The 15,497-nt window shown below is 39.1% G+C and carries 13 protein-coding genes; all 13 read left to right on the top strand.

Features of this window, described 5'->3' with window-relative positions; translation table 11 throughout:
* Positions 1 to 11 precede the first annotated feature (11 nt).
* The 13 genes from OTK00_RS10170 (at position 12) to glnA (ending at position 15,483) form a co-directional block, all read left to right on the top strand.
* The gene (locus tag OTK00_RS10170) at positions 12 to 809 is read left to right on the top strand and encodes an MBL fold metallo-hydrolase (protein WP_045168926.1); all 798 of its coding nucleotides are present in this window, start codon (positions 12 to 14) and stop codon (positions 807 to 809) included.
* 39 nt (positions 810 to 848) lie between these two features.
* The gene (rpiB, locus tag OTK00_RS10165; RefSeq protein ID WP_045170097.1) at positions 849 to 1,295 is read left to right on the top strand and encodes a ribose 5-phosphate isomerase B; all 447 of its coding nucleotides are present in this window, start codon (positions 849 to 851) and stop codon (positions 1,293 to 1,295) included.
* Between the two features lie 39 nt (positions 1,296 to 1,334).
* Positions 1,335 to 1,976 carry a uracil phosphoribosyltransferase gene (gene upp / locus OTK00_RS10160; protein WP_045168927.1) on the top strand — a complete coding sequence of 214 codons (642 nt, stop codon included), beginning with the start codon at positions 1,335 to 1,337 and terminating at the stop codon, positions 1,974 to 1,976.
* A gap of 26 nt (positions 1,977 to 2,002) precedes the next feature.
* Positions 2,003 to 2,467 carry a deoxycytidylate deaminase gene (locus OTK00_RS10155; RefSeq protein WP_045168928.1) on the top strand — a complete coding sequence of 155 codons (465 nt, stop codon included), beginning with the start codon at positions 2,003 to 2,005 and terminating at the stop codon, positions 2,465 to 2,467.
* Complete coding sequence (gene glmU / locus OTK00_RS10150) at positions 2,464 to 3,855, top strand: bifunctional UDP-N-acetylglucosamine diphosphorylase/glucosamine-1-phosphate N-acetyltransferase GlmU (protein ID WP_045168929.1); 1,392 nt, start codon at positions 2,464 to 2,466, stop codon at positions 3,853 to 3,855. The genes OTK00_RS10155 and glmU overlap by 4 nt, the downstream gene beginning before the upstream one ends.
* 91 nt (positions 3,856 to 3,946) lie before the next feature.
* On the top strand, positions 3,947 to 4,924 hold the full coding sequence (locus OTK00_RS10145) for a ribose-phosphate diphosphokinase (protein WP_045168930.1): 978 nt from the start codon (positions 3,947 to 3,949) through the stop codon (positions 4,922 to 4,924).
* A 102-nt stretch (positions 4,925 to 5,026) separates the two neighbouring features.
* Complete coding sequence (pth, locus tag OTK00_RS10140; RefSeq protein WP_045168931.1) at positions 5,027 to 5,596, top strand: aminoacyl-tRNA hydrolase; 570 nt, start codon at positions 5,027 to 5,029, stop codon at positions 5,594 to 5,596.
* Between the two features lie 2 nt (positions 5,597 to 5,598).
* Positions 5,599 to 9,051, top strand: a complete 3,453-nt coding sequence (gene mfd / locus OTK00_RS10135) for a transcription-repair coupling factor (RefSeq protein ID WP_045168932.1) — start codon at positions 5,599 to 5,601, stop codon at positions 9,049 to 9,051.
* Between the two features lie 63 nt (positions 9,052 to 9,114).
* Positions 9,115 to 10,122: a peptidylprolyl isomerase gene (locus OTK00_RS10130; protein ID WP_045168933.1), complete on the top strand. Its 1,008-nt coding sequence runs from the start codon at positions 9,115 to 9,117 to the stop codon at positions 10,120 to 10,122.
* 38 nt (positions 10,123 to 10,160) lie between these two features.
* Positions 10,161 to 11,528: a tRNA lysidine(34) synthetase TilS gene (gene tilS, locus OTK00_RS10125; RefSeq protein WP_045168934.1), complete on the top strand. Its 1,368-nt coding sequence runs from the start codon at positions 10,161 to 10,163 to the stop codon at positions 11,526 to 11,528.
* Between the two features lie 5 nt (positions 11,529 to 11,533).
* Positions 11,534 to 12,067, top strand: coding sequence for a hypoxanthine phosphoribosyltransferase (hpt, locus tag OTK00_RS10120; RefSeq protein WP_082054607.1), 534 nt, complete (start codon positions 11,534 to 11,536; stop codon positions 12,065 to 12,067).
* A gap of 46 nt (positions 12,068 to 12,113) precedes the next feature.
* A complete protein-coding gene (gene ftsH, locus OTK00_RS10115) occupies positions 12,114 to 13,961 on the top strand; it encodes an ATP-dependent zinc metalloprotease FtsH (RefSeq protein WP_045168935.1) in 1,848 nt (615 codons plus the stop codon).
* Between the two features lie 184 nt (positions 13,962 to 14,145).
* Positions 14,146 to 15,483 (top strand): type I glutamate--ammonia ligase, encoded by a 1,338-nt coding sequence (gene glnA, locus OTK00_RS10110; protein WP_045168936.1) that lies wholly within the window; start codon positions 14,146 to 14,148, stop codon positions 15,481 to 15,483.
* Positions 15,484 to 15,497: the final 14 nt, after the last annotated feature.

The following is a 15,497-nucleotide window of genomic DNA, read 5'->3' as shown; positions in this document are numbered from 1 at the left end:
GAAAGGGAATAATGTCTTATGAGCTACTTTTCTGTCCGCTTTACAGTGGTAGCAGTGGAAATGTAATCTTATTTTCATACAGGGATACGACAATCCTTGTGGATGCGGGTGTGAGCTTCAAAAAGCTCACCTTCGCCTTGGATAGAATTGGCTTTAGCAGAAAGATAGATGCTATTTTATTATCCCATGACCACTCTGACCATGTGAAGTGTGCAGGTGTGTACTTTAGAAAACTCAATGTGCCGGTTATAACAAACTACAAAACATGGGAGGCTATAAAAAAATCAATTGGCAGGGTTGACGAAAGATATGTAAAACTGATTGAAACAGGGACAAGCTTTTCGGTTGGCAGCATTGGTATTGAGACTTTTTCAGTTCCGCACGATGCGGCAGACCCCATGGGTTTTTGTTTTTATGCTGGAAATAAAAAAATTTCAATCTCAACTGATTTGGGTCATGTGCAGGAGGGTATTGTCCGAAAGATAGATTTTTCTGATATCATCCTGATTGAATCAAACCACGATGTTGAGATGCTTTTAACCGGTCCTTATCCTTATTATTTGAAACAGAGAATAAAAAGTGACACAGGACATCTGTCAAATGAACAGGCAGCACAGATGATTTTACAGCTTGACCTCAGCAGAACAAAGAGAATTTATCTGGGACATATGAGTGAGGAGAACAATCACCCTGATGTTGCGCTGATGACTGTAAAGTGCATCCTGGAAGAAAAAGGTGTATTTGAAAGCTTTGATTTTAGTCTGGATGTAGCACAGAGATATGAGCCTTCTTTTTGCTCTTTGCTATAAAAATACATTTATAAAATTTTTGAGAGGGGAGAGATGGAATTGAAATTGGCGATTGGGTCTGACCATGCAGGGTTTAGACTAAAAGAGGCTGTAAAGAAGCATCTTAACAGAAGAGGAATCGAGTACAAAGACTTTGGAACATATTCGGAAGAGTCCTGTGACTATCCGGACATTGCGAGGGATGTGGCAATCGCAGTAAAAAATGGCGAGTTTGACTTTGGAATTTTAATATGTGGCACAGGGATTGGTATTTCAATTGCTGCAAATAAAGTAAAGGGTATCAGAGCTGCGCTCTGCCATGACACATTCTCAGCAAAAGCAGCACGTGCACATAACAATGCAAACATCCTCGCTATGGGTGCAAGGGTTATTGGTGAAGGGCTTGCATGTGAAATTGTGGATAGTTTTCTATCAGCCCAGTTTGAAGGTGGGAGACACCAGAGAAGAGTTGACAAGATACATGAGATTGAAAATATGCAGGATTAAATACCAGTTTATATAATTTACAGAAAGGAGAAGAGCTTGATGATTGAGTACAAGAAGAATGTGTATGTTTTTGACCATCCGCTTATTCAGCACAAGCTCACATTGATTAGAGACAAAAATACAGGCAGCAAGGAGTTCAGAGAGCTTGTTGAAGAAATAGCAATGCTCATGGCATATGAAGTTACAAGGAATCTGCCGCTGAAAGAGGTTGAGATCGAAACGCCTGTTGGAGTTGCAAAATGCAGAGTAATCTCCGGTAGAAAACTTGCAGTTGTTCCAATTTTAAGAGCCGGGCTTGGTATGGTTGATGGGCTTTTGAAACTTATCCCTGCAGCAAAGGTCGGGCATATTGGTCTTTACAGAGACCCGCAGACTTTAAAGCCTGTTGAGTATTATTGCAAGCTTCCTCAGGATGTACATGAAAGGGATATAATTGTACTTGATCCAATGCTTGCAACAGGCGGGTCTGCTGTTGCTGCGTTTGACTACATCAAAAGGTACAATCCGCTGAGTTTAAAACTTATGTGCCTGATTGCGGCACCTGAAGGAATTGAAAGGTTGACATCTGCACATCCGGATGTTGAAGTGTACTGTGCAGCGGTTGATGAGAAGCTGAACGACCATGGATATATTGTACCTGGGCTTGGTGATGCAGGGGACAGGCTATTTGGTACAAAATAAAGATGATATAAACTGGAGGAAGACAAATGAGACCTACCTGGGATGAGTATTTTATGCAGATTGTTGATATTGTAAAGGAAAGGTCAACATGTTTGAGGCGAAAAGTGGGAGCCCTGATTGTAAAGGACAAGAGGATTCTGGCAACCGGCTATAATGGTGCACCGAGTAACCTGCCTCACTGTGAAGAGGTGGGGTGTTTGAGAGAAAAGCTGAATGTACCGTCAGGGCAGAGACATGAACTTTGCAGAGGGCTTCATGCTGAGCAAAATGCAATAATACAGGCTGCTAAAATGGGAGTGAATATCGACGGCAGCGTTATTTACACAACAACGTATCCCTGTGTGATTTGTGCCAAAATGATAGTGAATGCAGGTATCAAAAAGGTAATCTACAAAGGCTCATATCCTGACGAGATGAGCAGGTCAATATTTGAAGAGGCCGGTATAGAAGTTGTCAAATTTGAAGAAAATAGAAAAGGTGAGGACAGATGAATGTCAGAAGTACATTTATAATCCTGGCAGCTGGCGAAGGTAAGAGGATGAAATCAAAATATTCCAAAGTTGTTCAGAAAGTTATGGGAAAGCCCATGATACTTTATATAATAGATGAGATTGAAAAAAACTTTGAAAATGCTGCAGTTGTGGTTGTTGTTGGGAATAAAAAAGAGGACGTATACAAGGTTTTGGAAGGAAGGAATGTGAAATTTGCGTATCAGGAAAAACAGCTTGGCACAGCACATGCTGTAATGTGTGCCCTTGACCAGGTACCAGATAGCACAGAGGATGTTTTTGTTCTATATGGTGATGCGCCATTTATAAAGGCTGATACTTTAAAGAGGCTTTCTCAGAAAAGAATAAAGGAGAATGCAGCACTTTGCCTTCTTACAGCCATTTTTGATAATCCATACGGTTATGGCAGGATAATTGCAGATGAGAATGGGAATGTGCTAAAAATTGTTGAGGAGAGGGATGCAACTTACCAGGAGAAGAAAATAAAAGAGATAAATCCAGGCTTTTATTGCTTTGAAAAACAGGAACTTGTAAATGTTCTTGGCAGGATTAACAATAACAATAGCCAGAATGAGTATTATCTTACAGATGCCATTGAAATACTAAACAGAGATGGCAAAAAGATTGTGAAAGTGACTGCAGAAGACAATTTTGAGGTTATGGGCATCAATTCAAGATATGAGCTTTTTGTTGCCGAGCAGGAGTTAAAACTCAGGATAAATAAAGATCATCTTTCAAATGGTGTACAGATAATAGACATATACAATACTTATATTCATCCGGATGTTCAGATTGGCAGGGATACAGTGATTTATCCGGGCACATTTATCCTTGGCAAAACTTCAATTGGTGAGGACTGTGTTATCGGTCCTCAGACCTACATTGTTGACTCAAAAGTAGGCAACAGCTGTCATATTCAGTTTTCTGTGATAGAGAGCTCTAAGATAAAAGATAATGTCAAAATAGGACCGTATGCACACTTAAGACCCAACAGTCATTTAGAAGAGGGAGTAAAAATTGGAAACTTTGTTGAGATAAAAAACTCCAAGCTTGGCAAAAATACAAAGTCAGCTCATCTTACATATATTGGGGATGCTGACATCGGCGAGAATGTAAACTTGGGATGCGGGACGATTTTTGTAAACTATGATGGGTATAAAAAACACAGAACAGTTGTAGAGAACAATGCCTTTATAGGCTGCAATTCCAATCTTGTTGCGCCGGTTAAAATTGGGGAGAATGCCTATATTGCAGCAGGTTCTACAATAACAGAGGATGTTCCTGCAAATGCACTTGCAATTGCAAGACAGAGGCAAACCAACAAAGAAGGCTGGGTTTTGAAAAGAAAACAGATGTATGAAAACAGGTGATTTTTTAAAGAGAGATCATTTAATTTGTGTTATAATATAGATTGCGAAAAGAAGATACTTAAAATTAACTTTTGTGCTGGGGGTAAAAAAAGTGATAACACATGGCAAAGAGATAAAGATATTTGCCGGCAATTCAAACAGAGACCTGGCAGAAGAGATAGCAAAAAAGCTTGACAAAAAGCTTGGCGATGCTGAGATAGGCAGATTTTCAGACGGTGAGATTTCGGTTAAAATCAATGAAACTGTGCGCGGTGCGGATGTGTTTGTTGTCCAGTCAACATGCCACCCTGTAAATGAGAATCTTATGGAGCTTTTAATTATGATTGACGCATTCAAAAGAGCATCGGCCGGGCGAATAACAGCTGTAATTCCTTATTATGGGTATGCAAGGCAGGACAGAAAAGCAAGAGCACGTGACCCGATCACTGCAAAGCTTGTTGCAAACCTGATTACCTCGGCTGGGGCTGACAGGGTGCTTACCATGGACCTTCATGCGCCACAGATTCAGGGCTTTTTTGACATACCGCTTGACCATTTGATTGGTGTGCCAATTCTGGCAAAGTACTTTCTTGAAAATATCAATCTTGATAATGCTGTTGTGGTATCGCCTGACCTTGGCAGTGTTACAAGAGCACGCAACTTTGCGACAAAGCTTGATTTGCCACTTGCTATTGTGGACAAAAGGCGCCCCAAGGCAAATGTTGCTGAGATAATGAATATTATAGGTGATGTGAAGGACAAGACCTGTCTGATGGTTGATGATATGATAGACACAGCAGGGACAATTGTTGCAGCAGCTCAGGCTCTTGTTGACTATGGAGCAAAAGAGGTCTATGCCTGCTGTACACATCCGGTACTGTCCGGACCGGCTGTTGAGAGAATTCAAAACTCACCAATCAAGGAGCTGATAGTTTTAAATACTATTCCTCTACCGCCTGAAAAGAGAATAGAAAAGATTAAGGTATTATCTGTTGCGGACCTCTTTGCCGAGGCAATTAACAGAATATACGGGGATGTTGCAATTTCTCCTATGTTTGATGAGTACATCAGCACAAAGGGGAACAGGTAAAATTTGTTTGGAAGCTGTTAGAAAACGTGTGCATAAAGGCTGTCTTTTTGATGGAAAAGCTAAAAAGGCAGCCTATTTTTGTAAAAAGGGGTGACATTTAACTTGGATTACATCATTGCCGGGCTTGGAAATCCCGGAGAGAAATATACCTTTACACGTCACAATGCTGGTTTTCTGGCAATTGATTATCTTGCGCAGGCTTTCAATACAAGAGTTGATAAAATAAAGTTCAAAGGGCTTGCTGGAAGTTTTGAGTATGCCGGCAAAAAAGTGCTTCTTTTGAAACCCATGACATACATGAACTCAAGTGGTGACAGTATTATTGAAGCGGTAAATTTCTACAAGATAAAACCTGAAAAGTTAATTGTAATCTACGACGACATTGCATTTGATGTTGGAGTTGTTAAGATGAGAAAAAAGGGGTCAGACGGCGGGCACAACGGTGTAAAGTCCATTATCCAGCGACTTGGCACAGAAGAGTTTGTGAGGATTAGAATTGGCATTGGTATTCCCAAGGACGATATGGTAAAATATGTACTGTCGGAATTTGAAGATAACGAAAAGCAGAAAGTCTTTAGAGCCATTGAAAAGGCAGCGCAGGGTATTAAAATACTGCTTGAGAGCAATATTGACAGGGCAATGAACTTTATAAACGGGGATGTGGTGGTGTAGGGTTGCTGAGAGTTTTTGAAAAACTTGATGAGTTTTTAAACATTGCAAGGTCAGTTTCACAAAAAAATCTCCCCATCCTTGCTGTAAACCTTGGCGAGATGGGGAAGGCACTCTTGGTCCAGGCGTTATGTCAAAAATTTAACAAAAAAGTTCTTTTTATCACACATCAAAAAAATAAGCTTGAGTGGGAAAGAAGATTTAAAAATCTTTTTGACAGAGTGGTTGTTTTACAGGAAAGAGAAAATCCGCTTATAAATTCGTTTGCAAAAAGTAAAGATTCAGATATTCAAAGGGCAGAAGAATTTGTCAGGATTTTTGAAGAAGGGTTTGATGTGCTTGTTTTGAGCCCGCAGAATTTGCTTGAAAAATACGCAGATTTCAAGTTTGAGTATATCACACTTGAAGAGAATAAAGAGATGGACTTTACTGGATTTTTAAATACCATATCAAGGTATGGATATGAAAGAGTTAAAGTTGTTGAAAGAAAAGGGCAGTTTTCTCAAAAAGGTGGAATAATAGATATATACCCCGTGGCAAGCCACTACCCTATTAGAGTGGAATTTTTTGGTGATACTATTGACACCATAAGGTATTTTGATGTTGAGACACAAAAGTCATTTGAAAGAATTTCTCTTGTAAAGATTTATAAAGCCTGTGAATGGGATTTAAATATTGACTTTTCAGATGGTTTAAAAAAGGTAGAAGCTGATTTTAAAAAACTTCAAAGCAAGCTCAAAGGCGATGCAAAGAAGAATCTGGAAGAAAGTTTTAAGGATACAATTGATGGGCTTGATTTAAAGATTGACAGACTGTATCCCTATTATTATCAGAACTTCAAAACCATATTTGATATATTTGATGATTGCCTCATTGTAATAGATGAGTATAATCAGGTTTATAGCAGTTTGAAATCTTTTGAGGAGCATACAGAGGAAGTTTACAAGGACCTTTTGGAAAAAGGATATATACTGCCAGGGATGGCAGAGTGTTATTTTAAAGTCAATGAAATTTTAGCTTTTTTTTCTAATTCAATTATTCTTCAAACATTTACTCAAAGTATAAGAGAACTGCAGGTAAAAAGCATTTTTTCTTTTAATAATCTCAGGGAAATTCCATCCTACAACGCCAGCAAAAGCCTTTTGATAGATGATATTAAATATTACCTTTCTAAGGGCTATACCATAAACATTTTTGCCGGTAGCGCAACATCACTTGAAGATTTAAGATATGACCTTGAAAAAAATGAAATAGAATTCAGGTTGACAGATAAAGTTTCAGAAAGTGAAAAAGGGGTTTTTCTTCTTGCAGGGTCGATTGAAAAGGGAGTGGAGATTGAGGAGTTAAAATGGGTCTGCCTTAGCTTTTTCAATTTTGAGAACAAAAAGATCAAGGATATCAAAAAAAGACCAAAATCAAAGAAAGAAGCTTTTTACACCATAGAAGACCTAAAAACCGGAAGCTATGTTGTGCACAGAATGTATGGTATTGGCAGATTTTTGGGATTTGAAAAAATAACTGTGGAAGGTGTGACAAAGGAGTACTTAAAACTTGAATATGCAAATAATTCTTACCTGTACGTACCAACCACAAACCTTGATGTAATTGAAAAATATATTGGCACTGGAGATTTAGAGCCAAAACTATCAAAACTTGGGAGCCTGGAGTGGCAAAAACAGAAGCAAAAGGTTAGAAAATCACTTGAGGTTGTGGCAAAAGATATAGTTGAGCTGTATGCAAAAAGGCAGCTAAAAAAGGGTTTTAAGTTTTCGCCTGACACCGTTTGGCAAAAGGAGTTTGAAGAAAAATTTCCATACGCCGAAACAGAAGGTCAACTTCAGGCAATTGAAGAGATTAAAAAGGATATGGAAAGCGAAAAGCCAATGGACAGGATTCTGTGCGGGGATGTTGGTTATGGCAAGACAGAAGTGGCTATGCGTGCAGCATTTAAAGCTGTGATGGACTCAAAGCAGGTTGCACTGCTTGTTCCAACTACAATACTGGCTCATCAGCACTATATGACATTTGTCCAGCGTATGAAAGATTTTCCAATAACAATTGAAGTTCTTTCTCGTTTAAAAACAGAAAGGCAACAGAAGAAAATTTTAAAAGGATTGAAAGAGGGGACAATTGATATTATCATTGGAACACATAGACTTTTATCAAATGATGTGAAATTCAAGGACCTGGGACTTTTGATTATTGATGAGGAGCACAAATTTGGAGTTGAACACAAGGAGAAGATAAAAAAGTTAAAGGAAAATGTGGATGTTTTAACTCTTACTGCAACACCTATTCCAAGGACACTGAACATGGCTCTTCTGGGCATAAGAGATCTCAGCATAATTGAAGATCCGCCAGAGGACAGGTTTCCTGTGCAAACCTTTGTCATGGAATATAACGAAAAGGTAATAAAGGAAGCAATCTTAAAGGAGATTTTGCGGGGTGGGCAGGTATTTTATCTCTACAACAGGGTAAAAGATATAGAAGAGGTTGTAAACAGGCTTGAAAAGCTTCTGGGGGAAGGTATAAAAATAGCCTTTGCACACGGCAGAATGGATGAAAGACAGTTGGAAGAGGTGCTGATTGACTTTATAAATGGTAAATATGATGTGCTTGTCACAACCACAATAATTGAATCAGGCGTTGATATGCCAAATGTGAACACATTGATTGTGGAAGATGCAGACAGGCTGGGGCTTGCCCAGCTTTACCAGCTTCGTGGAAGGGTTGGGCGTTCGAACAAGCTTGCATATGCATATTTCACATTCCGAAAAGACAAGGTTTTATCCGAAGAGGCTGCAAAGCGGCTTGCTGCTATAAAAGAATTTACAGAACTTGGTTCGGGTTTTAGGATTGCGATGAGAGACCTTGAGATAAGAGGTGCAGGTTCAATTGTTGGAAAGCTTCAACATGGACACATAAATGCTGTTGGATATGATATGTATATAAGGCTTTTATCAGAAGAGATAAGAAGGCTCAAAGGTGAGAATGTCCAGCCCGAGATTGAGCCACAGATAGATATAAAAATTAGTGCCTATATTAGCAGTGAATACATTGACGATGACAGGGAAAGAATTAACATGTACAAGAAGATTTCATCAATTGAGAAAAAAGAGGATGCCGAAGAAATCTATGAGGAGCTTATTGACAGATTTGGAGATGTTCCAAAAGAGGTTGATAATCTCATAAAGATTGCTTATATTAAGTGTCTGTGCAAAAAGCTGGGGATTGTGGGTATTTTGCAGGTTGATGAACAAAAGGTTAAACTGCAGTTTGTATCGCAGGAAGCAGCCCAGCTTTTCAAAAAGTTTCTTTCTGAAATAAAAATTTTATATGCAGAGGGCAGGGATTGTTCAATAACTTTTCCTGCATCAAAGGATATACTGGACTTTTTGGTTAAAACTCTGGAAGATATCACTGAAAAGGTTGCTTTACCCACAGGTGCTTTAAAATAATCTTTCATTGTTTTATAATATTATTATTATCAAAAAATACTTTTAACAAAGGAGAAGAGATATATGGGGAAAAACACAAAAATTGCAATTATTACATCTGCAGTTATTGTCCTGCTGATAATTCTCATTGCTGCAATTCCCGAGATAGTAAAGTCTATTGATGAGAACAGAGCTGTTGCTATTGTAAACGGGGAGAAGATTACCAAAAAGGAGTTTACTATCAACTACAAGTCTCAAATTGACTATTATGGACTTGACAAAGCATTTTTGTCACAGAAAGTTGACGGTAAGACCTATGAAGAACAGATAAAGGAAAATATACTTGAAGGACTTATTATAAGGCAGATAGAACTTCAGCAGGCTAAAAAAAGGAATATCACACTTACAGGTCAGGAGAGGAAGGCAATAGAGGAAAGAATTAATCAGTATAAAAATGACTCGGAAAATGGTCTCAGTTTCAAGCAGTATCTTCAAACAATTGGTGCAACAGAGGAGGAATACAAAGACCAGGTTATAAAGTCACAGATAGTTTCAAAACTCTATGATGAGGTGACAAAAAGCCAGACTGCGTCAGATTCTGAAATAGAAGATTATTACAATTCACATAAATCTGATTATGAACAGGTAAAAGCAAGCCATATTCTTTTTAAGGTATCTGACCCCAAAGAAGAGGCTGCAAAGAAGAAAAAGGCAGAGGAAGTCTTGCAGATGATTAAAAGCGGGCAGAGTTTTGAAAAGCTTGCACAGAAATATTCAGAAGATGATGCTACAAAGCAAAAAGGTGGAGACCTTGGATATTTTAAAAAGGGCGAGATGGTAAAAGAATTCGAAGATGCTGCGTTTTCTCTCGGCATTGGTGAGATAAGCCCGGTTATCAAAACAACATATGGATTTCATATTATAAAAGTCACAGACAGAAAACAGCTGACTTTGAATGATGTCAGGGATGAGATAAAATCCAAATTGGAAAGTGATAAAAAGGAGAAATATTATCAGAGCTTGCTTGAAAAGTGGCAAAAAGAAGCGAAGATAAAAAAGTTTGAAAATGTTTTAAAGAGCATTTCTATATAATAGTCTTTTTTGAGGATTTTGTTTGAGGTGCTTTAAAAGTGGACTTTTTGGAGAAGGTAAAGTGGACAATTGAAAAACATGGTATGTTAAAAAAAGGGGATAAAGTTTTAATTGGCTGCTCGGGCGGGATTGATTCAATGGTCCTTCTGGACTGTATTTACAGATTGAAGGATGAATATGAACTTGATATCACTGTTGCGCACCTCAATCACATGTTAAGACAGGAAGCGAATGAAGATGAACTGTTTGTAGTTGATGCTTGTAAGAGGTATAATATAAAATGTATAACAAGATCGGTGGATGTCAGGAAACTCAAAGAGGAACAAAGGCTTTCTGAAGAAGAAGCGGGAAGAGTGGCAAGGTATAATTTTTTTTATGAGCTTGTGAATGATTTGGGACTTGACAGAATTTTACTTGGGCATAACAGGGATGACGTTGTAGAGACCTTTTTTTTGAACCTGTTCAGAGGAAGCGGGCTTGATGGGCTTGCATCTATTCCGCCCGTGCGTGATATTGTTGCAAGACCGCTTATATACATGTCAAGGCAGGAAATTGAGAGGTATGCAGATGAGAATGGTATTGGGTATGTGGTGGACAAAACAAACTTTGATTCAAAATACAGGAGAAATGTTGTGAGAAATGAGATTTTGCCGGTTATCAAGGATAGATTTGGTGATGGGGTAATTGACAGCATTTTCAGGTCAATAAATCTTATAAGAGATGAAAATATGCAGATAAATGAACTTGTTGATGAGATTTTCGAAAAATGTGTCAGACAGGAAGATATTTATTATGTGGTTGACATAGGCAAGATGAATTCTATGCCCCGCTTTTTACAGCGAAGACTTATAAAAAGGATGCTAAGTAAATTTGAAATTCAACTTTTACTTGACAGGGTGGAAGATGTCTTAAATCTTCTTTTGCTTCCTTCTGGTAAAAAGAAGATTTTTGATGATTTGATTGTGGAGCGACAGAATGACGCCATTGTGTTTTACAAAAAGGTGGATAAAAACGACTTTTGCTTTGAAATTCCATTAAAAGAGGAGTATGATATAAAATATAGGAATTTTGAATTCACATTTAGAATAACACAGAGCATGGAAAGCAGCAATTGCATCTATATAGATACCGCTAAATTGCATGAAGATAGAATATTTTTCAGAACACGCAGGGATGGTGATTTTATAACTCTCAAAGCCGGGAAAAAGAAACTGAAAGAATGGTTTATTGATAAAAAGATTCCTAAGCGCCACAGGGATAGTATACCGCTTATTGCAAAGGCTTCCGAAGTAATAGTCATATTTGATATATTCAATAACAGGATAACTGTAAATCAAGATTATAAAGCTACTTCACAGACCAAACAATTTTTGGAGATAAGGATTACACAAATGGAAGGAGATTGATATTTGTGAAGGATATAACAATGAAAGTAAAAGAGATTTTGATAACAGAAGACCAGATTCGTCAAAAAGTAAAAGAGCTTGGTCAGAGAATATCAGAAGATTACAAAGACAGCGATGAGTTTTTGATGGTGTGCATATTAAAAGGCGGCGTTGTATTTATGGCAGATTTGCTCAGGCAGATAACAATTCCTGTTAAGATAGAATTCATGGCAGTTTCCAGCTATGGTAATTCAACCTCATCTTCGGGGATTGTTAGAATACTCAAGGACCTTGACACAAGTATTGAGGGCAAGGATGTTCTTCTGGTTGAGGATATTGTTGACACAGGGCTTACTTTGAAATATATCACCGAATACTTGAGAGGAAGAAGACCGAAGAGCCTCAGAATCTGTACAATGCTTGACAAACCGAGCAGAAGGAAGGTTGATGTGGAGATACATTACAGAGGGTTTGAGATACCTGACAGGTTTGTTGTTGGATATGGTCTGGACTATGCAGGGCTTTACAGAAATTTACCGTATATTGGTGTTCTGGAGTAAAAAATTTAAAGTTTATTTATAAATTGAAAGGAGTGCCTATCTACAATTGAGAAACTTATTCAAAACAGCAACCATTTATATTTTAATTGCTCTTGTGATTTTATTGCTGGTTGATATTTTAACTGGTGGGCTTACCTACAACCAGTTTTTGAATATGAGTGAAAAAAGGAATGTCATTTACTCGGAGCTGATAAATGACATCAATGAGGGCAAGGTTTCAAGGATAGTGCTGACTTACAACAATGTCTCCGGGCAGTATAAGGATGGGACAAAGTTTGATAACGTGTTTGTGCCATCACCTGACAAATTTCTGGATCAGATACAATCGGCGATTGAATCGAAAAAGATTGAGATTGTGACAAAAGAGCCTCCTCAGGTTCCATGGTGGCTATCAACATTTCTGCCAATGCTGATTTTTGCCGGGCTTATGATTTTTGTGTGGATATTCATGCTCCAGCAAACACAGGGTGGCGGAAGCAAGATAATGTCTTTTACAAAGTCAAGAGCAAAGACCATTCAGGACTTAAAAAAGAAGGTGACATTTGCCGATGTTGCAGGTGCTGATGAAGAGAAAGAAGAGTTAAAAGAGGTTATAGATTTTCTCAAAAACCCGAGAAAGTATATAGAGCTTGGTGCAAGAATTCCAAAGGGCATCTTGCTGGTAGGACCGCCCGGGACAGGTAAGACACTTTTAGCAAAGGCTGTTGCGGGCGAAGCTGGTGTTCCATTTTTCAGCATCTCTGGTTCTGACTTTGTTGAGATGTTTGTTGGTGTTGGTGCTGCAAGGGTTAGAGACCTTTTTGACCAGGCAAAGAGAAATGCACCCTGTGTTGTATTTATAGATGAGATAGACGCGGTTGGTCGACACAGAGGTGCAGGACTTGGCGGTGGTCATGACGAAAGAGAGCAAACCTTAAACCAGCTTCTTGTTGAGATGGACGGGTTTGGTACAAATGAAGGTATAATTGTCATGGCAGCCACAAACAGACCGGACATCCTGGACCCGGCGCTTTTGCGACCTGGCAGGTTTGATAGACAGATTGTTGTAAATGTACCTGATGCGAAGGCAAGAGAGGAGATTTTGAAGGTTCACGCGAGGAACAAGCCGATTGGGCAGGATGTTGACCTTGCTCAAATTGCAAAGATAACATCTGGTTTTACGGGTGCTGACCTTGAAAATTTGCTCAATGAGGCGGCACTTCTGGCTGCACGAAAGGGCAAAAAGCAAATCAATATGGAAGAGATACAGGAAGCTGTTGCAAAGGTTTTGATGGGACCGGAGAAGAGAAGCAGAGTGTATACCGAAAAGGAGAAAAAGCTCACAGCATATCATGAAGCAGGTCACGCAATTGTCAGGACCATGATGCCTGATGCTGAGCCTGTTCATGAAGTATCAATCATACCGCGGGGGTATGCCGGCGGGTATACCATGTATTTACCCAAAGAGGATAAATTCTACGCTTCAAAGTCTGACATGATGAGAGAGATTGTAACTCTTCTTGGTGGAAGGGTTGCAGAAAAGCTTGTTCTGGAAGATGTATCAACCGGGGCAGCTTCGGATATTAAACGTGCCACAAAAATTGCAAGGGATATGGTAACAAAATATGGTATGTCAGATAAACTTGGACCTATGACGTTTGGGACAGAACAGGAAGAAGTATTTTTGGGAAGAGACTTGGCACTTGCAAGGAACTACTCTGAAGAGGTTGCTGCTGAGATAGACAGGGAAATCAAGAGTATAATTGAAGAGGCTTATAAAAAAGCTGAGGAGATTTTAAAGCAGAACATTGACAAACTGCACAGGGTGGCAAATGCACTTTTAGAAAAGGAGAAACTTACAGGCGAAGAGTTCAGAAAGCTTGTATTTGAGGATGCACAGCCACAGCTTGCATAAATGTTATGTGCTTTTTAGCCGATTTTGAAGCATGTAGAAGCAAATTTTAAAATTGGGTATTGAAATTTTATATTTGATGAAGTATAATTGAAACATAAGGACAAAGGCGTCCTGAAAGTTATAAGGGCGTCTTTGTCCTTTTTTGTTTATAAACCAAAAATCTTAAAACGGAGGGGAAGATTTGATGAAAAATTACACTAAGGAAGACATTATTCGTATCTGCAAAGAGCAAGACGTTAAGTTTATCAGACTCCAGTTTGTGGACATTTTTGGCACATTGAAAAACGTTGCTGTACCTGTTGAGCAGCTTGAGACAGTACTTAACAACGAGATGATGTTTGATGGTTCATCAATTGAAGGATTTGTCAGAATTCAGGAATCTGACATGTACTTAAGACCGGATTTGAACACCTTTACAATTTTTCCATGGAGACCATCACCAAACAGGGTTGCAAGGCTTATTTGTGATGTATATCTACCGGATGGCACACCGTTCCCTGGCTGCCCGCGTGGTGTTTTGAAGAGGATGCTCAAAAAAGCAGAGGAAATGGGCTATAAATTCTATGTGGGACCCGAGCTTGAATTTTTCCTGTTCCTAACAGATGAAAATGGGAATCCCACTCTTCAAACACACGACAATGCAGGGTATTTTGACTTAGGTCCTGTCGATTTGGGTGAGGATGCAAGAAGGGATATGGTGTTGACACTGGAGGAGATGGGATTTGAGATAGAAGCATCCCATCACGAGGTTGCACCCGGTCAGCATGAGATCGACTTCAAATATGATGATGCGCTTTACACAGCTGACAATGTTGTGACATTTAAACTTGTTGTAAAGACAATTGCACAGAGACACGGACTTCATGCAACCTTCATGCCAAAGCCAGTATTTGGTATTAACGGTTCGGGTATGCATACAAATATGTCTTTAGCAAGGGTATTGGATGGTAAAAATGCATTTTTGGACCCAGATGACAGGCTTCAGCTTTCAAAAGAGGCATACTATTTTATCGGTGGGCTTATGAAACATGCAAGAGAGTTTGCACTTGTTACAAATCCGCTTGTTAACTCTTACAAGAGGCTTGTTCCGGGCTATGAGGCACCTGTTTATATTGCATGGTCACCGAGAAACAGAAGCCCGCTTATAAGAGTTCCGGCTAAAAGAGGTCAGGCAACAAGAGTTGAGCTGAGAAACCCCGACCCGGCAGCAAATCCATACCTTGCATTTGCAGCAGTTCTGGCAGCAGGGCTTGACGGAATAAAGAACAAGATTGAGCCGCCAGAACCGGTCGAAGATAATATTTTTGAAATGAATGAAGAGGAGAGAGTAAAGCGCGGTATTGATAGCCTGCCAGGAAGCTTGGAAGAGGCTATCAAAGAGTTTGAAAACAGCCAGCTCATGAGAGAAGCACTCGGCGACCACATATTTGAAAAGTACCTTGAGGCAAAGAAGCTTGAATGGGACGACTACAGGACAAAGGTACATCAGTGGGAGATTGATGCATACCTCACAAAATACTAATTTTTACAGACAAA

Source organism: Caldicellulosiruptor morganii (assembly GCF_026810225.1).
Taxonomy (GTDB): domain Bacteria; phylum Bacillota; class Thermoanaerobacteria; order Caldicellulosiruptorales; family Caldicellulosiruptoraceae; genus Caldicellulosiruptor; species Caldicellulosiruptor morganii.
The sequence above is the reverse complement of the archived record's forward strand: the minus strand, read 5'-3'. Positions and strand labels throughout refer to the sequence as shown.